Source organism: Actinoplanes sp. NPDC020271 (assembly GCF_044388125.1).
Lineage (GTDB): Bacteria > Actinomycetota > Actinomycetes > Mycobacteriales > Micromonosporaceae > Actinoplanes.
Genome location: NZ_JBIRWQ010000003.1, coordinates 501,749 through 524,887 on the forward strand (window position 1 = coordinate 501,749; position 23,139 = coordinate 524,887).

Annotated in this window: 22 protein-coding genes; 9 read left to right on the plus strand and 13 right to left on the minus strand. The window is 71.8% G+C overall.

Annotated elements, in window-relative coordinates; translation table 11 throughout:
* Positions 1 to 439: 439 nt before the first annotated feature.
* Both ACH442_RS09615 and ACH442_RS09620 read right to left on the minus strand, forming a co-directional pair.
* The gene (locus tag ACH442_RS09615) at positions 440 to 1,144 is read right to left on the minus strand and encodes a YidC/Oxa1 family membrane protein insertase (protein WP_396337490.1); all 705 of its coding nucleotides are present in this window, start codon (positions 1,142 to 1,144) and stop codon (positions 440 to 442) included.
* Between the two features lie 94 nt (positions 1,145 to 1,238).
* Entirely contained in the window at positions 1,239 to 1,511 is a 273-nt protein-coding gene (locus tag ACH442_RS09620) for a DUF6412 domain-containing protein (protein ID WP_396337491.1), read from the minus strand.
* 79 nt (positions 1,512 to 1,590) lie between these two features.
* On the opposite strand from ACH442_RS09620, the gene ACH442_RS09625 reads away from it, so the two are divergent.
* Both ACH442_RS09625 and ACH442_RS09630 read left to right on the plus strand, forming a co-directional pair.
* A complete protein-coding gene (locus tag ACH442_RS09625; protein WP_396337492.1) occupies positions 1,591 to 2,772 on the plus strand; it encodes a glutamate--cysteine ligase in 1,182 nt (393 codons plus the stop codon).
* Positions 2,773 to 3,043: 271 nt separating this feature from the next.
* Positions 3,044 to 4,279: a polysaccharide deacetylase family protein gene (locus ACH442_RS09630; protein ID WP_396337493.1), complete on the plus strand. Its 1,236-nt coding sequence runs from the start codon at positions 3,044 to 3,046 to the stop codon at positions 4,277 to 4,279.
* Here the strand turns inward: ACH442_RS09630 and ACH442_RS09635 are convergent.
* Positions 4,269 to 5,084 (minus strand): Fpg/Nei family DNA glycosylase, encoded by an 816-nt coding sequence (locus ACH442_RS09635; protein WP_396337494.1) that lies wholly within the window; start codon positions 5,082 to 5,084, stop codon positions 4,269 to 4,271. The genes ACH442_RS09630 and ACH442_RS09635 overlap by 11 nt on opposite strands.
* A gap of 163 nt (positions 5,085 to 5,247) precedes the next feature.
* On the opposite strand from ACH442_RS09635, the gene ACH442_RS09640 reads away from it, so the two are divergent.
* The 4 genes from ACH442_RS09640 (at position 5,248) to rocD (ending at position 8,834) form a co-directional block, all read left to right on the plus strand.
* Positions 5,248 to 5,853, plus strand: a complete 606-nt coding sequence (locus tag ACH442_RS09640) for an ATP-dependent Clp protease proteolytic subunit (protein WP_396337495.1) — start codon at positions 5,248 to 5,250, stop codon at positions 5,851 to 5,853.
* A gap of 109 nt (positions 5,854 to 5,962) precedes the next feature.
* The gene (locus ACH442_RS09645) at positions 5,963 to 6,541 is read left to right on the plus strand and encodes a hypothetical protein (RefSeq protein ID WP_396337496.1); all 579 of its coding nucleotides are present in this window, start codon (positions 5,963 to 5,965) and stop codon (positions 6,539 to 6,541) included.
* A 281-nt stretch (positions 6,542 to 6,822) separates the two neighbouring features.
* The gene (gene ddaH, locus ACH442_RS09650) at positions 6,823 to 7,623 is read left to right on the plus strand and encodes a dimethylargininase (protein WP_396337497.1); all 801 of its coding nucleotides are present in this window, start codon (positions 6,823 to 6,825) and stop codon (positions 7,621 to 7,623) included.
* A complete protein-coding gene (gene rocD / locus ACH442_RS09655) occupies positions 7,620 to 8,834 on the plus strand; it encodes an ornithine--oxo-acid transaminase (RefSeq protein ID WP_396337498.1) in 1,215 nt (404 codons plus the stop codon). Before ddaH ends, rocD begins: the two co-directional genes overlap by 4 nt.
* Before the next feature lie 423 nt (positions 8,835 to 9,257).
* Here the strand turns inward: rocD and ACH442_RS09660 are convergent, their stop codons facing one another.
* Positions 9,258 to 10,406, minus strand: coding sequence for an FHA domain-containing protein (locus ACH442_RS09660; RefSeq protein ID WP_396337500.1), 1,149 nt, complete (start codon positions 10,404 to 10,406; stop codon positions 9,258 to 9,260).
* 153 nt (positions 10,407 to 10,559) lie between these two features.
* Here ACH442_RS09660 and ACH442_RS09665 point away from each other — a divergent pair, with 153 nt between their 5' ends.
* Positions 10,560 to 11,351 carry a hypothetical protein gene (locus tag ACH442_RS09665; RefSeq protein WP_396337501.1) on the plus strand — a complete coding sequence of 264 codons (792 nt, stop codon included), beginning with the start codon at positions 10,560 to 10,562 and terminating at the stop codon, positions 11,349 to 11,351.
* 6 nt (positions 11,352 to 11,357) lie between these two features.
* Here ACH442_RS09665 and ACH442_RS09670 read toward each other — a convergent pair whose 3' ends face one another.
* Together ACH442_RS09670 and ACH442_RS09675 are read right to left on the minus strand one after the other, a co-directional pair.
* Complete coding sequence (locus tag ACH442_RS09670) at positions 11,358 to 12,401, minus strand: 1-acyl-sn-glycerol-3-phosphate acyltransferase (RefSeq protein ID WP_396337502.1); 1,044 nt, start codon at positions 12,399 to 12,401, stop codon at positions 11,358 to 11,360.
* Positions 12,398 to 13,237: a patatin-like phospholipase family protein gene (locus ACH442_RS09675; protein WP_396337503.1), complete on the minus strand. Its 840-nt coding sequence runs from the start codon at positions 13,235 to 13,237 to the stop codon at positions 12,398 to 12,400. The genes ACH442_RS09670 and ACH442_RS09675 overlap by 4 nt, the downstream gene beginning before the upstream one ends.
* 75 nt (positions 13,238 to 13,312) lie before the next feature.
* Here ACH442_RS09675 and ACH442_RS09680 point away from each other — a divergent pair, with 75 nt between their 5' ends.
* Complete coding sequence (locus tag ACH442_RS09680) at positions 13,313 to 13,684, plus strand: MerR family transcriptional regulator (RefSeq protein WP_396337504.1); 372 nt, start codon at positions 13,313 to 13,315, stop codon at positions 13,682 to 13,684.
* Positions 13,666 to 14,013: a thioredoxin family protein gene (locus ACH442_RS09685; RefSeq protein WP_396337505.1), complete on the plus strand. Its 348-nt coding sequence runs from the start codon at positions 13,666 to 13,668 to the stop codon at positions 14,011 to 14,013. Before ACH442_RS09680 ends, ACH442_RS09685 begins: the two co-directional genes overlap by 19 nt.
* On the opposite strand, the gene ACH442_RS09690 is transcribed toward ACH442_RS09685, so the two are convergent.
* From ACH442_RS09690 to ACH442_RS09720, 7 genes are all read right to left on the minus strand, one after another.
* On the minus strand, positions 14,010 to 14,225 hold the full coding sequence (locus ACH442_RS09690) for a hypothetical protein (protein ID WP_396337506.1): 216 nt from the start codon (positions 14,223 to 14,225) through the stop codon (positions 14,010 to 14,012). The two genes, ACH442_RS09685 and ACH442_RS09690, sit on opposite strands and share 4 nt — an antisense overlap.
* The gene (locus tag ACH442_RS09695; protein WP_396337507.1) at positions 14,226 to 17,354 is read right to left on the minus strand and encodes a cyclic nucleotide-binding protein; all 3,129 of its coding nucleotides are present in this window, start codon (positions 17,352 to 17,354) and stop codon (positions 14,226 to 14,228) included. It lies immediately after the preceding gene.
* Between the two features lie 190 nt (positions 17,355 to 17,544).
* Positions 17,545 to 19,104, minus strand: coding sequence for a S1C family serine protease (locus tag ACH442_RS09700; RefSeq protein WP_396337508.1), 1,560 nt, complete (start codon positions 19,102 to 19,104; stop codon positions 17,545 to 17,547).
* Between the two features lie 39 nt (positions 19,105 to 19,143).
* Complete coding sequence (locus ACH442_RS09705) at positions 19,144 to 20,703, minus strand: sensor histidine kinase (protein ID WP_396337509.1); 1,560 nt, start codon at positions 20,701 to 20,703, stop codon at positions 19,144 to 19,146.
* 11 nt (positions 20,704 to 20,714) lie between these two features.
* A complete protein-coding gene (locus tag ACH442_RS09710; protein ID WP_396337510.1) occupies positions 20,715 to 21,428 on the minus strand; it encodes a response regulator transcription factor in 714 nt (237 codons plus the stop codon).
* 93 nt (positions 21,429 to 21,521) lie between these two features.
* Positions 21,522 to 22,298: a lysophospholipid acyltransferase family protein gene (locus ACH442_RS09715; protein ID WP_396337511.1), complete on the minus strand. Its 777-nt coding sequence runs from the start codon at positions 22,296 to 22,298 to the stop codon at positions 21,522 to 21,524.
* A complete protein-coding gene (locus tag ACH442_RS09720; protein ID WP_396337512.1) occupies positions 22,295 to 23,056 on the minus strand; it encodes a GNAT family N-acetyltransferase in 762 nt (253 codons plus the stop codon). The genes ACH442_RS09715 and ACH442_RS09720 overlap by 4 nt, the downstream gene beginning before the upstream one ends.
* Between the last annotated feature and the right edge of the window lie 83 nt (positions 23,057 to 23,139).

A 23,139-nucleotide genomic window follows, 5' to 3' on the forward strand; every position in this document is an offset into this window, starting at 1 on the left:
CACGCTTGTTTCAGGCTGTTGTCAACGAGTGTCAATTTGTAACTTTTTCCGTCGAGATCAGGGTCAAGACCCCGATGTCCTCCGTCCGCCGTGGTCCTTCTCCGCCGCTCCCGCGGGGACCCTTCCGGGCCGGGCAGGGCGCGGGGCGCCCAGAGCGCTCGGCCCTCCAGGGCGGCCTCCGTGGCGGGGCACGGTCCGAGCAACAAACCCGTCCACACAGTTGACCAGCCCGTCCAGCCCCGCCGCCCGGAGTCCGCGACCCCGCCGCTGATCCCGGTAGCAGCGCGCCCCGCTCCCCCGGCCGGCATCACGCCACGCGAAGTCCGCACAAGCCCGACCAGCAACGCGGCTCCCCGCAGTACCTGGGCCCCCGGAGCACTTCGCCCGGCCTGGAACACCGCTGTGAGCCGGCCGGGCGGTGCGATCGCGCGGGCGGTGGTCAGGCGGGGACGGGGGCCGGGGTGGGAACCAGGCGGCGGCGGACCAGTTGCTCGGCGGCGGTCCAGGCAGAGGACGTGACCAGGTAGAGGGCGCCGGCCAGCGGCAACCAGGCGACGGCCAGGACGCTCAGCCACGGGAGGTACTTGAGCATCCGGGCGGTCAGCGCCGCCGCCTGCTGGTTCGGGTCCGCGCCGGGGGCGACCGGCACGGCGAGCGCGGCGGCCCGGCGGGACGACCACCAGGCGATGCCGGCGGACAGGGCCAGGAGCACGGCGAAGACGGGCAGACCGGCGGAGAGGTGCGCGGTCAGCGGGACGCCGGCGATCGCCCCGGACGGCGGGTTCAGGGCGACCCGGTACATGACCATGAAGAACGGCGCCTGGACCAGCGCGGGCAGGAGCCCGGCGAACGGCCCGATGCCGTGTTCCCGCTGCAACGCGAGCGTGGCGGTGGCCAGTTGCATCGGGTCCTTGTGCTTCTTGCGGAGCTTCTCGATCTCCGGGGCGAGGGCGGCCCGGCGGCGTTCGGTGCGGATCTGCAGGTAGGTGAGCGGGGTCAGGGCGGCCCGGACGAGCAGCGTGAAGACGACGATCGCGACGGCGGCCGCGAGGCTTCCGGCCAGCGGATCCAGATGGTGGGCGAGGCCGGTGATGCCGGTGTGCGCGGCGTTGACGACGGCGTGGAAGAGACCGGTGACAGACATGGACGTACCCCAAGGGTCCGGAACGGAATGGACACCGAGGCGGCAGCCGAGCAGGATCCGGCGGCAACAGGCCGGAAACGGGCTGAGGAAGGAGCTAGGCCACCGCGGGGGACGCGGTCGGCGCTCGAGGACGTGGACGCCCGGCGGCATCCGGGTCGAGCAGGCGCGGGGACGACGCGCGGGAGCGGCGCACGAACGCGCGCATGCCCGGGACGAGGCCCGCGAACAGAACGGGGACGGCGACCGCGGCGACGACCAGAAGTGCGGCGGTGACCAGGGCCAGCGCGAGGACGAGGCGCGGCCCGCTGCTCAGGCCGGGCTCGAGCAGGGCGGTGCCCGCCAGTGCCCAGTACCCGAGTAGCAGCATGGAAGAAAGCTTATCCCGGCTCGGCAATCCGCTGTGAGCTGCGGTTTCTCATTTGTACGCGACGGGTATCCCCTCGCGCATGGAAGCCGCTGCGGAGGGCACGACGACTATTGACCCGCGACTGGCCGCACGCGCGGAGGAGCGGGACCTTCTGACACTCGGGATCGAGGAGGAGTACCTGCTCGTCGACGCGGTGGAGCCCCGCGGGGTGGAGACCGTCGAGGCGGTGCTGGCCGAGGTGCCCGACGACCTGCGACCCAGCGTGCAGCACGAGTATCTGCGCAGCCAGATCGAAGTGGCGAGCCCACCGCAACTGGAGCTGCTCGGGCTCTACGAGGCGATGACGAAACTGCGGACCGGGCTGGCCGACGCCGCCGAACGGGCCGGGTCACGCCTGCTCGCGGTGGGGTGCGGGCCGGCCGCCGGGCCGAACACGCGCCTGGTCGACAAGCCGCGTTACCACCAGATGCGGGAACGGTTCGGTGATCTGTCGCCGGGTCAGGGCTCCTGCGGGACGCACGTGCACGTGAGCATCCCGGATCCGGAGACCGGCGTCCGGGTGCTGAACCACCTGCGCGCCTGGCTGCCCGTGCTGCAGGCGGCGACGGCGAACTCACCGATGTCGGGCGGCCGCGACACCGGGTACGCGAGTTGGCGCTCGATGATGTGGGAGCGCTGGCCCACGGTGGGGCCCACGCCGTACCTCCAATCGCATGACCACTATCTGACCCTGATCGCGGATCTCGAGGCGAGCGGCGCGATGCTCGACGAGGGAATGCTCTACTGGTACGCACGGCTCTCCGCGAACTACCCCACCGTGGAGATCCGGATGGGCGACGTGACGCCCACCCTGGACGACGCGATACTGCTCGCCGCCCTGGCCCGGGGGCTGGTCTCGACCGTGCTGAACGACGTGCGCGACGGGATCGACGCTCCGGACGTGCCGCACCCGTTGCTGATGGCCGCGCACTGGCGGGCCGCCAAGGATGGCCTCGAGGGGCTCGGCCTGGACATGGCGAGTCGCGAGCCGCGGCCGGCCTGGCGGCTGTTGCGTCAGCTCATCGACTACGTCCGGCCGGAACTCGAACGGCACGGCGACGCCGAACTGGTGACGGTCCTGAGCGACCGGTTGCGGGAGCGCGGGACGGGCGCGGCCCGGCAGCGGGCGCTGCTCGCCAAGGGGGTGCCGGTGGCCGGTGTCGTCGACTGGCTGGCCCGGACGACCCGCGGCGAGACGGTCAGCGACGAGAATCTCACTTGAACCGCGACACAGATTGCACACAGCTTTACGGTGAGTGAGCAGCCGAAACGACGATGAGTGACGGCGCGATGACCGATCTGGTATCGCGCCTGATCTTGTGAACCGGTAGGCATGACGAATGCCGCCGTACACCTCGCCGCAATTGACGAGCTCCGGCGACGTAGCCGCGACGGGTGGGCGGCACCGTCGGCCGGACTCCGCCGACGGCTCGGAGACCGTGTCGCGGGTTACGCCCCGCACGGAGATCCTGGGGCCGTCGCTGCGTTCCGCTGTGGACGCACCGACCCGAGCCGCCCGGCATCGCGCGGGTGACACCGGGTCGTACAGCACCGTCCGTACTGCCGAATCGTCATCGTCGCGACGTGACCGGCGCTCCTCGGGCACTCCTCGATCCCGCCGGAAGCAGCCGGTCACCGGCTCGCATCGGGCGCCCGGCACGCTGCCCCTGGAAACGTGGCTGCAGGCGGCCCGGAACCGGCCGACGACCGTGCTCGGCACCCTCGTCGTGGCGGGCCTGCTGATCACCGCGGTGCCGCTGTCGCAGCCGAGCCGCACCGACCCCGGGTCGCTGACCGCGGCCGCGCAGGCGGAAGCGTCGGCGCAGGCGGCGAAACAGCGCGACAAGGCCGGTGACGCCGCCGGAAAGCAGGGCGACCCGCAGGCCGACCCGGTCGCCGGGAGCACCGCCAAGCCCACCCCGGAGGCGACCACCAGCAGCAAGCCCGCCCAGGCCGGCCCGGCCACGGCGGTGCCGCTGGGCGCCGGGCCGGGCAAGTCGCTGCTCACCACGGGCGGCCAGCAGGTCGCGCTGACCTTCGACGACGGGCCCGACCCGGAGCAGACCCCGAAGATCCTCGCCATGCTCCAGCAGTACGGGGTGAAGGCCACCTTCTGCCTGGTCGGCGAGCAGGCCAAACGGCACCCGGAACTGGTGCGGCAGATCGTCGCGGCCGGTCACACGCTCTGCAACCACACGTTCAACCACGACCTGACGATCGCGAAGAAGACGCCGTCGCAGATCCGGGGCGACCTGGCGAAGACGAACGCGGCGATCCGGGCCGCGGTGCCGGACGCGGCGATCCCGTTCTTCCGGGCGCCGGGCGGCAACTTCAACGACAAGCTGGTGACCGTGGCGCACGGTGCCGGGATGGCCTCGCTCTACTGGGAGGTCGACCCGCGCGACTGGGAGCACACCGAGAACGAGAGCGACGCCGAGCACATCAAACGGGTGGTCGCCTCGGTGAAGAAGGGCGTGAAGCCGGGCGCGATCGTGCTGTCGCACGACTTCAACCAGCCGGACACGATCGCGGCGTACAAGGAACTGCTGCCCTGGCTCAAGGAGCACTACGAGCTGGGCGTGCCCTCCGGCACCGGCGAGACGCCGCGCAGCCCGGCCACGCCCGCGCCGACCGCGGCCACGCCCAGCCCGTCGACGAGCACGACGGCGCCGGACCCGGCGGCCACGCCGACGACCAGCACCTCGGCGACGCCGGCCGCTACCGAGTGACCGGCTGGCAGGTCGGACACCAATACAGGTTCCGGCCGGCCAGCGGGCCGATCGCGACGGGCGTGCCGCAGACCAGGCACGGCTGACCGGTGCGGCGGTAGACGTAGACCTCACCGCCGTGCCGGTCGACGCGCGGCGCCCGGCGCATCGCCTCCGGCGTGTGCTGGGTGTGCACGGTGTCGATGCGGCCCCGGGCGACACCTTCCTTCATCAGCGCGCGCAGGTCGTCCCAGAGCGCGGTCCACAGCTCGCGGCCGACCGCGGTGCCCGGGGTGAGCGGTGACAGGCCGGCCCGGAACAGCACCTCGTTGGCGTAGATCAGCCCGCAGCCGGCCACGACCGACTGGTCGAGCAGCAGAGCGAACAGCGGCTTGGTGCTGGACCTGATCTTCTGGTGAGCCCGGGCGGGGTCGGCGTCGTCACGCAGCGGGTCGGCGCCGAGCCGGTCCCGCAGCGCTTCCACCGCGGGCGGCTCGAGCACCTCGCAGGCGGTCGGCCCGCGCAGGTCGAGCCAGTGCGTGAGCCCCCGCATCCGCATCCGGACCTGGCCGACCGGGTCGGGCAACGGCGGCTCGCCCTCGGTGAACTTGCCGTAGAGCCCGAGGTGCACGTGGAGGGTGCGATCGCCCTCGTAGTGGTGCAGCAGATGCTTCCCATACGCCTCGGTGTCGCGCAGCACCCGCCCGTCGAGCAGGACCGCGCCACTGGCGAACCGGCCCTGAGGGCTGGAGACTGCCACCGGATGCCCGGCGAACAGCTCGCGATGGCGGGTGGCGAGGCGGTGAATGGTATGTCCCTCCGGCACCCGCCAAAAGTAGCCGCACCAGGGCGCACCGGCCGATCGCGCGTGATCAGTACCACGCATTCTGCCGACAGCGGATTCGCCCTGAGGGGAATCGCTGGGTTTCGACACGCCCTGTGAGAGAAGGTGTGAGACGTAGAAGAGCGGATGCGAAAGGGTTGACCCCATGAGTGTTGAACCGACCATGCGCGGCGGCGGCGCGTCCTTCGACGATCAGGTCTTCGAGCGTCTGCTCCGGGAGCGGATCATCTTCCTCGGGAGCGAGGTCAACGACGAGGTGACCAACCGCATCTGCGCGCAGATGCTGCTGCTCGCCTCGGAGGACGCCGAACGCGACATCGCGCTGTACATCAACTCCCCCGGTGGCTCGATCAGCGCCGGGATGGCGGTGTACGACACCATGCAGTACATCAAGAACGACGTGGCCACGATCGCGATGGGCATGGCCGCCTCGATGGGCCAGTTCCTGCTCTGCGCCGGCACCGCCGGCAAGCGGTATGCGCTGCCCCACGCCCGGGTGATGATGCACCAGCTCTCCGGTGGCATCGGCGGCACCGCGGCCGACATCGCCATCCAGGCCGAGAGCATGCTGCACATCAAGCAGGTGATGAACGAGCGGATCGCCTTCCACTCGGGCCACACCCCGGAGGAGATCGAGCGGGACTCCGACCGCGACCGCTGGTTCACCGCCCAGCAGGCGAAGGACTACGGGCTCGTCGACCACGTGATCAGCCGGGCCTCCGACGTGAACGCGGTTTCGTCGCTGGTCTGATCTGCGGTTTCGACACGAGGGGCGCACGAAAGGTGCGTCCCTCGTGTCGTTTCCGGGTGCGCCGGGTATAGAGCCGTGTCAGACGACCCCGTTCGAAGGAGGTGCTGACGTGAGGATGCCTACCTTCTCGCGTACGGCCACGACCGATACCGACGAGACGGCCCGGGTCCCGGTGCGGCCCCGCCGGGACGACGACGCCACCACGCAGAACATCACCACGCCGCCGACCGGCGAGGGCACCACGCAGACCATCGTCAAGCCGCGGACCAGCACGGTCACGCCGCCCACCGAGGCCGAGCGCAAGCCGATCGCGATCGGCCGCCCGGTGAGCCCGGCCGCCCCGGCCAAGCCCGCGCCGGTGCGCCGCCCGCGGACCAGTGGGCTCGCCACGCTCGGCCTGATCGTCAGCATCGCCGGGATCGCGCTGGTGCTCTCCGGCCCGCTCGCCGGTTACGGCATCGGGGTGGCCGGCCTCGGCCTGCTGCTCTCGCTGGCCGGGCTGAGCGCCACCCGCAAGCAGCACGTGGCCGGCAAGGGCGACGCGCTGATCGGCATCGCCGTCGCGATCGGCGCGATCGTGCTCGGCATTCTCGCCCTGAACGGGCAGCTCAGCTGGCTCGGCACCGACATGCACCCGGCGTCCGACCTGCGAAAGTGGCTTGACGCACAGTTTGCGAGCAGGTTCTGACGGGTAATTGACATTTACCGGCAGCGATACGCTGACCGACCACCTCTCGGAACCGGGACGACCTCTCGTCGGCCCGCCCCGAATACTCCGGCGGTTCGCCGGGCCCGATCCGGCGGTTCGCCGGTCGACCCGCACGGGCGCCGGGAGCGGCACGAAATTGCCGCTCCCGGCGCCCGTGTGGTTTCTGCACAACGATTCGTCGGCCGCCCCGCTGATCACGCAACGATCAACCACGGTACGCATGGATCGATCAGGGCGTCCGTCGGTCCCGCACCCCTAGCGTGATCTGCATGACGCGTCGCTACCTGATGTGCCGGCCCACCCACTTCGCCGTCACCTACCGGATCAACCCGTGGATGGATCCCACGGCGCCGTACGACAATGCGCTCGCCGTGAGCCAGTGGGAGAACCTGCGCCGGACGTTCCTGGACCTCGGGCACACCGTCGACCTGATCGACCCGCTGCCCGGGCTGCCCGACATGGTCTTCGCCGCGAACGGCGGGACGATCGTCGACGGGCGGGCACTGGGCGTGCAGTTCCGCGACGCCGAGCGGGCCGACGAGGCGCCGGCGTACGCGGACTGGTTCCGGGCCGCGGGCCTCCAGGTGGAGATGCCCAAGCACACCAACGAGGGCGAGGGTGACATCCTGCTCGCCGGGGACGTGCTGCTGGCCGGCACCGGCTTCCGCACCTCGCACGCGTCGCACGCCGAGACGCAGGAGTTCCTGCGCCGGCCGGTTATCACGCTGCAGCTGGTCGACCCGGCGTACTACCACCTGGACACGGCGCTCTGCGTGCTCGACGAGACCAACATCGCGTACCTGCCGTCGGCGTTCTCGCCGGGTTCGCAATCCGTCCTCCGGCAGCTCTTCCCCAATGCGATCATCGCAACGCCCGCCGACGCCGAGGTGCTCGGTCTCAACGCGGTCAGCGACGGTCGCACCGTGGTGCTGCCGGTCCAGGCGACGCACCTGACCGGGGCGCTGCGCAAGGCCGGCTACCACCCGATCGGGGTCGACGTGTCCGAGCTGCGGAAAGCCGGCGGTGGCCCGAAGTGCTGCACGCTGGAGGTGCGTCCATGACGACCGTTGAATTCCGTACGCCTTCGGCCCTGGCCGACGCCGAGCGCTGGACCGCGCACAACTACCACCCGCTGCCCGTCGTCGTCGCCGAGGCCGAGGGCGCCTGGGTCACCGACGTCGACGGCCGGCGCTTCCTCGACATGCTCGCCGGGTACTCGGCGCTGAACTTCGGGCACCGGCACCCCGCACTGATCGCGGCCGCCCACGCCCAGCTCGACCGGCTCACGCTGACCAGCCGGGCCTTCGTGCACGACCAGTTCGCGGCGTTCTGCGGCGGGCTCGCCGAGCTCTGCGGCAAGGACCTGGTGCTGCCGATGAACACCGGCGCCGAGGCCGTGGAGACCGCGATCAAGGTGGCCCGCAAGTGGGGTTACCAGGTCAAGGGCGTACCGGACGGCCAGGCCGAGATCATCGTGGCGGACGGGAACTTCCACGGGCGTACAACGACGATCGTCAGCTTCTCGACCGACCCGGAGGCGCGGGCCGATTTCGGGCCGTACACGCCCGGTTTCGTGGTCGTCCCCTACGGCGACGCGGCCGCGCTGGCCGCCGCGATCACGCCGAACACCGTCGCCGTGCTGGTCGAGCCGATCCAGGGCGAGGGCGGCGTGCTGATCCCGCCGGCCGGTTACTTCACCGCCGTCCGGGAGGCGTGCAGCGCGAACAACGTGCTGCTGATCGCCGACGAGATCCAGTCCGGGCTCGGGCGGACCGGGAAGACCTTCGCCATCGAGCACGAGAACGTCATTCCTGACATGTACGTCCTGGGCAAGGCGCTCGGCGGTGGGATCGTGCCGGTCTCCGCGGTCGCCGCGAACCGTGACGTGCTCGGCGTCCTCAAGCCCGGCGAGCACGGCTCCACGTTCGGCGGGAACGCGCTGGCCTGCGCGGTCGGCAGCGCCGTCGTCGGGCTGCTGCGCACCGGCGAGTTCCAGGAGCGGTCGGCCGAGCTCGGCGCGCGTCTGGAGGCGGGCCTGTCGGGGCTGGTCGGCAAGGGACTCGTCGGCGTCCGCTGCCGCGGCCTGTGGGCCGGGGTGGACATCGACCCGGCGCTGATGACCGGCCGGCAGGCGTGCGAGCGGCTCGCCGAGCGGGGCGTCCTGGCCAAGGACACGCACGGCTCCACGATCCGGCTGGCCCCGCCTCTGGTGATCACCGAGGAGGACCTGGACTACGCCGTGGCCCAGCTCGCCGCCGTCCTGACCGCCTAGCTGCCCGGCTGGTTCTCACGGTGGTATTCCGGTCGGAACAACCACCGTGAGAGCCGGCGGGTGACGCCGCGCCGCGGCCGTGACCCGGTGCCCGGCGGCGCCCGCGCGAGGTGATCCCGGGACCGGGAGCGCCTCGCTTCCGTGCCCGCCCAGGTCGCGGACCCCGGGTGGCGGGACTGGGCGGGCTACTGGAGCGCGCGGGCGGGTCTGCTGCTCAGGACCGTGGCCCCCGCGGGATCGGGAACAGCCACAACCCGTCGTCGGGTCTGAGCTCTGACCGTGCCCACCCACGGACGTCGCCCTTGCGGGCTGAGCGTTCTGGGCGCCCTGCGCCCTGCTCGGCCCGGAAGGGTCCCCGCGGGAGCGACGATCGGGACCACGGCGGACGCAGGCAATGAAGACCTTGAAATTGATCTTGCCGAGTTACCGGCCGACCGGGCGGATCGCCATCGTCGGCGCCTCGGCCATCACCGACTGCGGCTGGACGACGCCGCCGGTCGACCAGAGCTTGGCCCGGCCGACGTGGACGCCGGCGTAGAGCTCGATGATGTCGTCCGGCGCGAGGACGCGCGATTCGTCCCGATGCAGGGTGATCCGGTCCTCGTCGGCGGGGGAGCCGCCGGGACGGACGCCGGTGCCGTTCGTGCTGATGTCCTTGGCCGTGATCTCGCCGGCGCGCAGGGCGAACCGGACGTGACCGCGGCTGATCCACTTGCGCGCGTCGGCGGTCAGCCACTGGCCGAGCATGACGCCGCCGTTGCCCTCGGGGGCGCGGCCGACCACGACCGGCTGGTCCTCGGAGACGGCGAACCGCTGGCGGATCACGCCGTCGATGCGGACCGAGAGCACCTCGGTGGCCGGGCGCGGGCCCGCGTCCTTGAGACGCTCGCCGTGCCGCGGGCAGGTGGGCACGCCGGAGCGCAACGCCGGCGGCGGCTGGGAGACCGGGCTGGTGAACGTGCGCATGTCGGCGAACGGGCTGTCCGAATCGCCGCCCGAGCCGAACGTGGTGCAGTTGAAGTCGGGACACTTCCAGATGCGGGCGAGCAGCCGCTCACCCAGCGGTGACCGCGGCGACGGCTTGACCGCCTCGCCCCGGCCGACCCGGGCCACCAGCGCCGGACCGCCCTGCTGCGACACCAGGGCCAGCAGCCGGCCGGGCTCGGCGACCCACGGACGGGTGGCGCGGAACCGGTCCTCCCGGTCACGGGTGAGCACCGGCAGGCCGAGCATCTCGGCCACCTCCAGCACCCGGTCGTCCATCTGCGGCACGACCTCGACCTTGCCGTCGTCTGCCCAGCGGCGCACCACCATGCGCTCGTTGGAAGTGAGGTCGGTGTCGGAGAGCAGGCCGCGCGGCGCGATCACGTAGACCGGCACGTTCTCCTCGGCGGCGTAGCGGCCGAAGGCGTCGACCAGCAGGCCGAGCCGGACCAGACTGGCCGGGCGGCCCCCGTCGAGGTCGGCGTAACGCACCACCTCCGACAGATCGACCACGGCCCGGGCGAGAGCCGGGTCCGTGGTGAGCCGGGCCTCGATGGCGTCGAGGACCTTGCTGACCTCGAATCTCACGAGTCCTCCCCCTGTCTGAGCAAGTTCGGTTAGCTCCGGTTCATCATGCCCCGGCCACGATCGGATCGGCGAACCGGGCGGAGAGTCGCCGTTTGCCGCCTCCCGCGATCGGGAACTTGCGCCATCGACGGTTCTCACGAAGAAAGGACAGTCATGCGGACTACACGGCTCGCTCTCACCGTGGCCACGGCGGCGTTCGCGGTGGCGGGCTGCACCGCGAACGGGACGTCGGCGACCTCGGCATCGAGCGCCCCCTCGGTGTCAGCAGCGCCCTCCACCAGCGCGGATCCCGCAGCGGTCCAGGCCCTGTCGGGCGCGGCCGCCACCCTCGGCAACAGCAGCTTCAAGATGACCATGACGAACGGCAGCGGCTTCCAGCTGACCGCGAACATCGACGCGCCGCACGGCAACGGCAACGCCGAGGTGACCGCGAAGGGCACCAACACCGCGCTGACGGTCAAGACGCTGCTGTTCGGTCAGGACCTCTACGCGCAGATCCCCGGCATCACGCAGGGTGACACCTGGACGCACGTCGACATGGCCCGGCTGCCCGACGGGGCGAACATCGGCCTCAAGCCCGGCCAGATCGACCCGGCGAACACCGCTGAGCTGCTCAAGTCGACCACCGACGTGACCATGGCCGGGGAGGGTTCCTACGCGGGGACGCTCGACCTGACCAAGGCGGCCGGTGTGGCCGGGATCAGCAAGGTGACCGTCGACGGGTACGGCGCGCAGGCGCAGAAGGTGCCGTTCGAGGCGACTCTCGACCCGCAGGACCGGCTGGACACGCTGACGCTGCGGCTGCCCGCGGTCGACAACCGGGAGGCGCAGCCGCTGGTCGTGAAGTACAGCGACTACGGCCAGACGGTGACCGTCGAGAAGCCGCCGGCCGGCCAGGTCGTCGAGGCGCCGGACAACGTGTACCAGGCGCTGGGCGGTAAGTGATCGTCGTCAGGCGGCGCCGCGGTCCATCCACAAGGGCCGCGGCGCCGGTTTGTTCTCCTCGACCCACGCGTCGATCCGCGCCCACCAGGCGTAGAGCCAGTCGATGCGCTCCTGCTCGCCGGCCGGCACCTCCTCCGGCGGGACACTCCAGAACCGCATCACCAGGCGCTTGTCCATCGGCAGCTCCCGCCACACGTCACCGACCGTGACCATCCGGTCGAGGCCGGTGTGCGCCACGAAGATCACCCCGGCGTCCGGGGCAGCGTCGATCGCGGCGAGCAGACCGCCCGGCTTCGGCGGCAGCAGGTTGCGCAGGTTCTCCGCCTTGACCGCCATCTCGTCCAGACCGCTCGCGCGCAGCCGGGCGATCGCCTTGACCTTGCGGCGGGGCGTGAAGTTGCCCCCCTCCGGGAAGATCACGAACGCGTCGTTGTCGTCGAGCCCGGTGGCGAGCTCGCTGATCTGGTCCTCCAGCGTCTCCGTCGCCGTACGCCCCGGGGTGATGAACCTGTTCGGCAAGCGGTTCAGCAGCACGTCGACGGCCGGGTCCCACTGCAGCGCGGCCTTCAGCACGATCCGCGGCTCCCGCGCGAACCAGTTGACCAGCGCGTGGATCAGCGTGAACGAGTCGCCGGGACCGGCGTGCCGGCTCACCACGATCTCGGGACGGCCCGGCTGCGCGGTGTCCGGATCGGTGCCGACCACGTCGATCGCCAGATGCAAGGACCACCGGGCAAACCAGAAAAGGGTACCGAGGAACCAGCCGGTCACCACGTAATGCGCCCGCTGGAAGCCGGGACCGCGGATCCACCGCCCGCAGCCGGACGCCAGCCAGAGCGCGACCAGCACGACCAGCGCGGCCGCGTCCCAGACGATGTAGACGATCAGCAGGAAAACCAGTCGCGGCACCCGCAGCCGGCCGGGGACCAGCGGCGACACGGCGAGCGCGAGGAACAGCCAGATCGGCAGGGTGGTGAGCAACGTCACGGCCAGCAGCACGACGGCCGGGGCGATCAGCAGCCGGCGAACCCAGATCGGCGGAAGGCTCACGGCAGCGGATTCACATTCGCGGCCAGATAGCGCCGGGAAGCGGTGTAGGCCCGGCTGATCCGGCGGCCGACCCGGGCCATGTCGCGATAGGCCCACGGCGAGTCGTCACCGGACTCGCCATCGCCACTGGGCAGGACGTGCACGCGGACCCCGTCGGGCAGGGTCGCCATGTCCCGCGCGAAACGATGCCGGCGCGCGATCTCGAACGCCACCTGCGCCACCTCCCAGGGTCGTCGGGGGACGCTGAGCTGACGCTCGACCCGGCCCACCTGGAGCACGAAGATCAGCCGGGCGCCGAGCCGGACCGCCTCACTGATCGGGATCGAGTTCACGATCCCGCCGTCCACGAAGTGCTCCCCGTCGATCTCCGTCGGTGGCAGCAGCCCCGGCACGGCCGACGAGGCCAGCACCGCGTCGACCAGCGGGCCACTGTCGAACCAGTGCTCGGCGGCACGCTCGATGCTCGCCGCGCAACAGTGGAACGGCACCTTCAGATCGGCGAACGTGGCCGCCTCGCCCAGCTCCCCCTCCAGCAGCCGGCGCAGCGGCAGCGGCGAGTGCAGATGCGTCCGCGCGGCGAACCGGCGCAGCTGACGGCCGATCGAGTCGCCGTAGACCGCGGCCGCCTCGGGCGACGCCCACAACCGGACCAGCCGATCGGTGACCGCCTCGCCCGGCTCGGCCGCGACCAGCGCGCCGTTGACCGCCCCGATCGACGTGCCGACCACCACATCCGGCCGGAACCCGGCCCGGAAGAGGGCCCGCAGCATGCCCACCTCGACCGCGCCGAGAACACCGCCACCGCCGAGCACGAACGCCACTGGACCGTCGACCATGGTCCCCATCGTTCCATGCTCCCGCGGTCCCGCGGTCTTGCCTTGACGCCGGTGTCAAGCCGTAGCGTCGGCGGCATGCTGATCGGGGAGCTCGCCGAACTGGCCGGGACCAGCCCGCGCACGCTGCGGTACTACGAGCAGCACGGGCTCGTCCGCGCCCGCCGGGACGCCAACGGCTACCGGCAGTACGACGACGCCGAGCTGCGCGTCGTGCACGAGATCCGCACCCGGCTGGCGGCCGGGTTCGGGCTCGACGACATCCGGCCCTTCGTCGACTGCCTGCGGGCCGGCAACAGCGCCGGTCACGTCTGCCCCGACGCGGTCGCGGTGCTGCGTCGCCGGATCGCCGAGGTCGACGACTACCTCGGGCAGCTCACCGAGATCCGCGAGCGGCTGCACGACCAGCTCGGCCAAGCATTGGAGAACCCATGCCGGAGAACACTCTGATCACCCTCACCGACGCCACCTTCGACGAACTGGTCCTGCGGGCCCCGCAGCCGGTGGTCGTCGACTTCTGGGCAACCTGGTGCCCGCCCTGCGGCCCGATGTCACGAGTGCTCGCCGAGCTGGCGCCCGAGTTCGACGGGCGGCTGACGATCGGGACGCTGGACGCCGACGAGAACCCGGTCGCCGCCCGGAACTACCGGGTGCTGGCCATGCCGACGCTGCTGTTCTTCTCGGGCGGGGTGGTGACCTCGTCGATCGTCGGGGCGCGGCCGAAATCGGTGCTGCGGGCGGCGCTGGAGAACGCGGTCGCGCCGTACGTGAACCGTTAGTCGAGTTCGGGTATCGGGACGGGCTGCGGGCGAGGACGGCAGACCCCGCACTGGACGGCGTCCTCCACCACCAGCGCCTCGGCCCGGTCCCGGACCGACGATCGACTGATCTCCAGGACGTACGGGCCGAAGCGCGCATGCTCGACGCACACGCCCCGCCCGCAGAGACGGCAGGTGGCCCGGGCCGCCTCGGCGCAGAACCAGCACAGCATCTAGTCGGTCGTTCCTCCCCCGGCCGCCGACGACGACGTGGACGGCGAACTCGACGGCGCACTGCTGGCTGAGGCCGACGCCGGACTGCTCGGCGCCGACGACGACGGTTTACCGGTCGGCTTCGACGTCGGCGCCTTCGTCGGCGTCCGGCTCGGCGGAACAGTGGTCAGGGTCGGCCTCGGGCTGGCACTGGCACTGGCGCTGGCGCTCGAGGAGGCCGACGCGGACGGGCTCGCGCTGCCGGAGCTCACCACCGCGCTCGGCGAGACACTGGGCACCGGCGCGACCGGCTGCGACGGGAACGGTTCCTCCGACGGCTCCCCGCCCTCGGTGGTCGTCGACGGCTGGGGCACCTTGGCACCGTCCGCACAGCTCAGCTCCCCGCCGACGGGTTTGCCGGCCACGCCGCCGGCGGTCACCGTGCCGGTCGCCACCGAGACCGCCTCGGGCTCGGCCCAGAACCACGCCGTGCCCGTGCTCACCACATCGCCCTGGGCGCGGCCGACGGTCAGGCTCAGCGGCCGGAACGCCCTGCTGGTGCCGGTCGTGTCGGCCAGCACCCGGCCGGCGGCGAGGCTGACCTTGCCGGTCGGTGCCGCCTCCCGCCCATTGGTCACCGTGGCAGTGTCCAGCGTGAGCCGGGCGCCGGGGCACACCAGCAGTGCGCCGCCGCCGGGGAAGGTGAGCCAGGCGCGACCCTTCTTCGACACCTCGACCTGCGTGCCGGTGGCCAGGTAGCGCCGGACACCGGTGGCCAGCGTGTCCTTCGCACCACCGCGCTGCACCGCGGCGCTGCCCGAGTCGACCGTGAGCAGCGCCTTCTCGGCGGGCATCTCGGCCCAGGCCGGGCCGGCGCTGAAGTCCAGGGTGAGACCACCGAGCACGACGACCAGCAGCAGGCCGACGAACGCCCACATCCGCTTCTCGAAATGGCGGTCGATGTCGAACTCCTCGTCCGTGTCCGGCGGACCGGGCGGGACGGCCAGCGGCGGATGCCCGGCACCGGGCCGGACCGCGAGTGGGCTGCCCGGGCGCAGGCTCGGCATCGGCGCGCCCGGACGGGCCTGGCGGCCGATCAGCGGCGGCAGGTCGGACGCGTCCGGGATGACCCAGAGGCGGACCGGCGTACGCGTCTGCGCCACCATGCCCGGGGTGCCGTCGCCGACCGGGCCGACCAGCGTGCCGCGGCGCAACTCGACACCGTCCGGCATGGCGATCACGCCGGACTCGACCACGACCGCGTGGGTCGGGCCGTGCAGCATCACCGGGGCGCCCGGCTCGAGGTCGGCCGGGTGCGCGGCGGCGATCAGCGCGAGCTGCTGATCCTCCTCCAGGCCGGCCAGCGCCGGGGTGTCGGCGAAGAGCGCCTCGGCCTCGGCCCGCTCCCGCGGCGGCGGGCCGGGCAACGGGCCGACCACGGTGGCGACCGTGGAGGCGGGCACGGTCAGCACGGCCGCGCCGGCCGCGGCGTGCCAGTCCAGGGCGGCGTTGCGGCCGGTGAGCACGGCGGCCAGGCCGACCACGCTGCCCGGGCCGGCGTGGTGCCGGATGGTGCCGCCCGGGTCGCCGGGGCGACGGCCGTGCAGGGCGCCCTCGACCACCACGTAGATCGCGTCCTGCGGCTCGCCGGCCAGCACCAGGTGGCGGCCCAGGCGGGGGTGCTCCCAGGTGGCGCGGGCGGCCAGCGACTGCAGGGCCGGCTCGGGCAGCCCGCCCAGGTCGGAGGCGTAGAGGGCGGCCAGCCGGTTCGGCATGTCGATCTCCTGGTCGCGTTGCGCGGCGCGGCGGCGCCACCGGCGCCAGCCCGTCACGAAACGACCGAGCAGGAAGTAGAGCGGCGGAGCGACCAGGCCCAGAACCATCACGGCGAGCAGGAGACGGGCGGTGACGCCCTCGAACCACAGGCCCAGCACCAGGCCGGACACCCGGTCGGTCCACAGCCGGTAGCCCAGCGCCACGGCCGTGGCCAGCCAGAAGAGGGCGAGCAGGCCGTACAGGGCGATCAGCCGGCCCTCCCGGTCCAACGCCGACCAGCGCGGGCCCCGGCGGCGCCACCGGCCGCCGAGCCAGGCCAGGCCGCGGGCCCGCAGGTCGGGGATCTCCAGCCAGTCCATCAGCAGGTACTGCCCGTCCAGCGGCAGCAGCGGGCTCAGGTTGAAGAACGTGTGCAGGTAGAACAGGAACGCCAGCTTGAACGCCACGCCGCCGGCGGCCGGCACGGCCAGGCCGATCAGCTGGAACAACCCGGCCATGGCGAGGCCGGTGGCCGGGCCGGCCGCGGTCACCGCCATCCGGGCGCGCCGGCCGGCCATCCAGACGTCGCTGGTGTCGACGAAGATCGTGGGCAGGCCGAAGTGCAGCATCAGCCCGGCCGACGGCACCTCCCGGCCGACCCGTTTCGCGGCCAGCGCGTGACCGAACTCGTGCAGCCCCAGCGCCACCAGGTTGAGCAGCAGCAGGGACACGGCCCCGAGCAGGTACGAGTCGCCGGCGAGGAACAGCGCATGGCTGCCGCGCTGCCAGCTGAACACGAACAGGACCGCGCCGGCCACCGTCAGCAGGGTGCCGAGCCAGACCGCGGGACGGGTGAAGAGCAGCTTGCCGACGCTGTTGTAGAACCCGGTGAGCGCGCCGTCGACCGGGACCGACAGTGCCCGGCGCCCGCGGGTGGCCGGCTTCGCCGACGGCTCCCGGTTCAGCTCGCGCAGCGGCCGGAACGCGTCCCCGGGCAGGTCCTGCAGCATCCGGTTGCCGGCCAGGTCGGCGACGATCCGGCGGACCTGGTCCGGGGCGAGCCGCCCGGCGATCCGGGCGAACTCGGCGACCAGGCGGGCCACCGTGCAGGTGCCGTCCATCATCAGGGCCAGCTGGTACTCCTCCGGGCTGAGCCGGAGGTAGCAGGTGCGGCCGCCGTCGTCGGGCGAGCGGAGCATCACGTACCGCCCGCCGCGGACCGTGGCACGGTGCCGGACCTCGATCCCGCCGCGCAGCTCGGGGCGGGCGCGAGCCGGGTCGAGCCGGTCGGCGACGGCGTGCCAGAGGCCGGAGTCGGCGGGGCCGGACTCAGCGCCCGAGGCCCGGCCGGCCAGTGCTTCCCAGACGTTGGTCCGGGTCTCGACGTACGTCAACTTGCAGGGCCTCTCACTCCGCCGCGGTGGCGGTCAGAGATTAGAAGGTCCCCTCATCAAACGCGAGCCCCCGACGGCAAAAATTGCCCGTTCGTCGTGAAGGTCCTGAATAGCGGCATAGATAGGAATACGGCGGGTGACGTGCCCACCCCTGGTCACGTCACCCGCCGCAGCGAAAGGAATCAAAGCCTTACTGGGACTCCTGCAGGGTCACGTCGACCTGCTTCTCCGCCCCGTTACGCGTGAAGGTGATGCTCATCTTCTGCCCGACCGTGCCGCCCTGGACCGCGGCCACCAGGTCGTCGGACTCGCTGATGTCCTTGCCGTCGACCTTGGTGATCACGTCACCCTGCTGGATCCCGGCCTTGCCGGCCGCGCTGCTCGCCGTGACCTGGCTGACCAGGGCCCCGCCGTTCTCCGCGGTGGTGACGCTGACGCCGAGCGCCGGGTGGCTGACCTTCTTGCCGGACATCAGGGCCTCGGCGACGGTCTTCGCCTTGTTGCTGGGGATCGCGAAGCCCAGGCCGATGTTGCCGGAGCCGGAGCCGGAGGTGGCGATCGCCGAGTTGATGCCGATCACCTCACCGTTCACGTTCACCAGCGCGCCGCCGGAGTTACCCGGGTTGATCGGGGCGTCGGTCTGCAGCAGGCCGGTCATCGTGGTGCTGCTCGACTGCTGTTGTTGTTGCTGCTGCTGGGACTGGCCGAACGGGTCGGAGCCCTGCCCCTGCTGCTGCTCCTCGCTGCTGGACTCGATCGTGCGGTCCTTCGCGCTGATGATGCCGGCGGTGACCGAGCCCTCCAGGCCGAGCGGGCTGCCGAGCGCGAGCACGGTGTCGCCGACCTGCATCTGCGAGCTGTCACCGAAGGTGGCGGCCTTGAGGCCGGAGACCCCGGTCGCCTTCACCACGGCCAGGTCGGTCCGCGGGTCGGTGCCGACGATGGTCGCGGTGGCCTTCTTCCCGTCCGCGAAGATGATGTTGACGCTGTTGCCGGTGGCCGTCGCGACCACGTGGTTGTTGGTCACGATGTAGCCGTCGGCGCTGAGGACCACGCCGGAGCCCTCACCGGTCTGCGTGGTGATCGAGACGACGCTGTCCTGCACGGCGGAGGCGATCTGGGCCAGCGACGACCGGTCCACCACCCGGCTGACCGCGGTGTTGCCCGACTTCACCGAGGCGGTGGTGCCGTCGTCGTGCACCGCCAGTGCGGTGGCGGCGCCGACCCCGCCGGAGAGCAGCGCGATCAGCACGGCCGCGGCGCCGGCCAGGATGAACTTGCGGCCCCGGCCGTTGCGCGGCGGCTCGTTGCCCGGGCCCTGGGCCCAGACCGGGACGACGCCCTCGGGCGTGGTGTTCTGCTGCCAGCCACCCTCGGCGGTCGGCGTCTGCGTGGTGCCGGGCTGGTGCCAGCCGGGGTGGTAGCCGGGCTGCTGCCCGAACTGCTGCCCGTACTGCGGATAGCCCGCATAGGGGTTGGCGGGGGCCGGCGTGGCCGAGACCGGCGCCTGGGGCTGCTGCCAGGGCGACTGGGGCGCCTGCGGCGGCTGGGGAGCGGCCGGCTGCTGCTGCGCCGGCTGGGCGTGCTGGGCCCACGGGTTGTGGGGCTGCGTGGGGGCCGCGGACTGGTGAGCGGCGAACTGCGGGCCGGCAGGCGGCTGCACCGCAGTCGGCTGCTCAGACTCCACCCGCTCCGTGCTGTTGTCAGCGACGGCGTCCGCGGGCCGCGGGTCGGTCTCGTTCTCGTTCATGTTCCTTACTCTGCCCCGTGCGACTCGTACCGAACTGTGCTAGTCCTGGATGTTTTCTGTGAACCCTTTATCCACATTTATGGTCGGCAGGATCACCCGGAACGTCGCTCCCCGGCCGGGCTCGCTCAGCACATCGACGGATCCGTTGTGGGACCGCACGATGGCCGCCACGATGGCCAGCCCGAGACCGGTCCCGGTGGCTTCGCGATCGGTGTTCCTGGTCCGTGCGCCGTCGGCGCGGTAGAAGCGCTCGAAGACGCGCGCCCGTTGCTCCTCGGCGAGGCCCGGGCCGGTGTCGGACACCTCGACCACGGCCTCGTTCTCCCCGCCGGCGTGCAACCGTAGCGTCACCGTCGCCTCGGGCGGGGTGTGGACCAGCGCGTTGGTCATCAGGTTGCCGATGACCTGGCGGAGACGAGCATCATCCCCGTACGCCACCAACCGCTCCTGATCGTCGTGGATGTCCAGCTCGATCGTGCGATCCGGAGCGGTCGCCCGGGCGGCCTGCACGGCGTCCATCGCGAGGACGGGCAGTTCCACCGGGGCCAGGTTCAGCGGTCGTTCCCGGTCGAGCCGGGCGAGCAGCAGCAGGTCCTCGACGAGCAGGCCCATCCTGGCGGCCTCGTCCTCGATGCGCCGCACCAGCCGGGCCACCGCGTCCGGGTCGGAGACCGCGCCCTGCCGGTAGAGCTCGGCGAAGCCGCGGATCGTGGTCAGCGGCGTCCGCAACTCGTGCGAGGCGTCCGCGACGAACTGCCGCATCTTCTCCTCCGAGCGCACGGCCCGGCCCTCGGAGAGCTGAGCCGACTCGGCGGCGGCCTTGGCCTGCTGCTCGGAGGCGGCGCGGGCGAGGAAGGCCATCTCGATCTGGGCGAGCATCGAGTTCAGCGCGGTGGAGAGCCGGCCCAGCTCGGTGGTCGGCTCGCCGCCGTCCACCTCCGGGTCGGGCACTCGCTGGCTGTAGTCGCCGGCGGCGATCCGGCCGGCCGTGCGCTCGATCTGCAGCAGCGGGACCAGGCTCTGCCGGACCAGGGCGGCGCCGACGATCGCGAGGGCCAGCAGCACGCCGACCCCGACCAGCACGTCCACCCAGACCAGCCGGGCGATCACCGCGTCGACGCCGGCCATCCGCTCGCCGACGGACATCACCGTGCCGTTCTTCAGCACGTCGATCCGGACGCGCCACATGTACTTCCCGTCATACGACCGGGTCGTGTACGTCCGCTCGTTGAGCTCGGCCGTGCGCTGCGCGCCGGTGATCAGGATGGGCAGGCTGTTCGGGTCCATCCGGCTGTTCGCATACGGCTTGGTGACGCCGCTGACCGAGCTGAACGCGATCATGTAGTCCATCGGCATGTAGACCTGGACCACGTCCGCCTCGCGGGTGAGGCCGATCGCGTCGACGGAGAGCTCCTTGAGCTGGTTGTCCAGCCGGGAGATCAGATACGTGTGCAGGGCGATCGTGCTGGCCGAGCTGATCAGGGTGAGCGCGGCGAACACCAGCACCAGCACCGACGCGACCAGTTTGGTCCGCAGGGAGATCTTGCGCAGGTTGGCCTGCGGCGGGAGCGACACGCGCACCCGCTCGGTGATAGTCATGGGAGCCGGGCCTAGACGGCTGGTTTGCGCAGCACGTAGCCCACGCCGCGGAGAGTGTGGATCAGGCGCGGCTGGACGTTGTCCACCTTCCGCCGCAGGTAGGAGATGTACGACTCGACGATGTTGTCGTCACCGCGGAAGTCGTACTTCCAGACGTGGTCGAGGATCTGCGCCTTCGACAGCACCCGGTTCGCATTCAGCATCAGGTAGCGCAGGAGCTTGAACTCGGTCGGCGAGAGCTGCACCCGGCTGCCCGCCCGATAGACCTCATGGGTTTCCTCGTCGAGCTCCAGATCGGCGAAGACCAGCCGGGACGGCTGCTCCTCACCGGCCGTGGTCCGGCGCAGGACCGCGCGGATCCGGGCGGTGAGCTCCTCCAGGCTGAACGGCTTGGTGACATAGTCGTCGCCGCCCAGCGTGAGGCCGCGGATCTTGTCGTCGGTGCCGTCGCGAGCGGTCAGGAAGACCACCGGGGTGCGCTGCCCGCCCTCGCGCATCAGCCGGATGACCTCGAAGCCGTCGAGGTCGGGAAGCATGACGTCGAGCACGACCAGGTCGGGCGCCGCGTTGCGGGCCGCGCTGACCGCGGCGCTGCCGCTGGTCGCGGTGGTGACGTCGAACCCGGCGAAACGCAGGCTGGCGGAGAGGAGCTCGAGGATGTTCGCGTCGTCCTCGACGACGAGCAACTTCGCCTCACTCTGCTTGGGCTGGGTCTGAGCGGCCATGCGGCCATTCTTTCCCTGCCCCCTGCACCCCTGCTGCAGGCTTGCTGAAAATTATCTGTGAGGAGTACTTCAGGCCCGGGAAACCCGCGGCACTCACGCAGCCAGCCGGTAGCCGTGGCCACCCATGCTGCGCTCGGCCGCCCGGGCCAGCGCCTTGCGATCCGCCCCCGGCATCGGCCGCAACGCCGGCGCGGTGATCACGGTGATCGTCAGCCGCCGCACCCGCGCGACCCGCAGCAGCGAGTCGACCAGGGTGTCCTGCCCGATGAACGCGGCCTCGGTGCTGTCGTAGCTGATCGAGGTCGGCACCACCGGCGCACCGGCGTCGATCGCCGCCTGGAACAGCGCGGGCCGGAAGCGCCCGTGCTCGGCCCCGCAGAACGTCGTGCCCTCGGGGAACGCCGCCACCGACCGCCCGGACCGCAGCGCCTCGGCCACCTCACCGACCGTCGCCGGCAGGTGTCGCGGCCGGGTCCGGTCGATGAAGATCGTGCCGCTGCGACCGGCGGTCGTGCCGATCCCCGGCCATCCCCGCACGTCGTGCTTGGCCACCAGCCGGACCGGCGAGACCGCGATCAGCACCAGGATGTCGATCCAGGAGACGTGGTTGGCGACCAGCAGGCTGCCGGGGCGCGGCACCGGGCCACGCTGGACCAGCTTCACCCCGAGGGCCGCGAGCAGGGTGCGGGCCAGCCAGCGGACGGCGGCGCTGCCCAGCAGGGCCACCGCCGGGATGCCGGCCAGCATCACCAGGGCCATCCCGGCGAGGCGGAACCCGGCGGTCCAGGTGCGGGCGCGCGGCCCGTCACCGGGGCGGCACGCGTCGCCGCAGCCGGAGGCCGGCTGCCAGAGAGTGCTGAGCGTGGTCACAGGTCGGCTCCCAGGAAGTGCCGGCGGTACCGGGGGTCGAGCCGGTCCAGCGAGAACAGGACGTAGAAGTCGGCACAGTCGAAAGCGGGGTCGAAGGACGGCTCGCCGCAGACCCAGCTGCCCACCCGCAGATAACCCTTGAGCAGCGGCGGGACCGCGACCTTGGCGTCGGCGACCAGGCCCGCCGGGGGCGTCCACGGGTTGCGCGGGCGCACCCGCAGCGCCGGCGGGGCCAGATGCTTGCCGTTGATCCGCTCGCGGACCCCGGCCGCCGTCACGCCGCCGTCGGCGAGCGGGACCGAGGCGCAGCCGCCGAGCCAGCGCAGGTCGTTCAGGTGCAGGTAACGGGCGATGCCGCTCCACATCAGATTCATCACGGCACCGGAGCGGTGATCCGGGTGCACGCAGGAGCGTCCGATCTCCACCAGCTGGTCACGCAGCGGGCGCAGGGCGCTCAGGTCGAACTCGTCGTCGGCGTACCGGCGGCCGGCCCGCTCGGCGGCGCGCGGCGGGAGCATCCGGTAGGTCCCGGCCACCTCGCCGGTGGAGTCGTCGCGCACGATCAGGTGGTCACAGAACTCGTCGAACTCGTCCACGTCGAGACCGTCGGCCGCGGTCGTGAGGGTCGCCCCGAGCTCGCCGGCGAAGACGTCGTGGCGCAGTCGTTGTGCGGCCTTCACCTGAGCCGCGTCGTCCGCGATGAGAAGCGTGTAGCCGCTGGTCCCGGTGGGTGCGGCGGCTGTCATCAGAACTGCCATGTGACCTGTGTAAGGGTGACAACTGCCGATGGAGTGTCGCGTCAGGTGGCGCTGCGTGTCCGGTGGATGAACGGCTTGTGCGA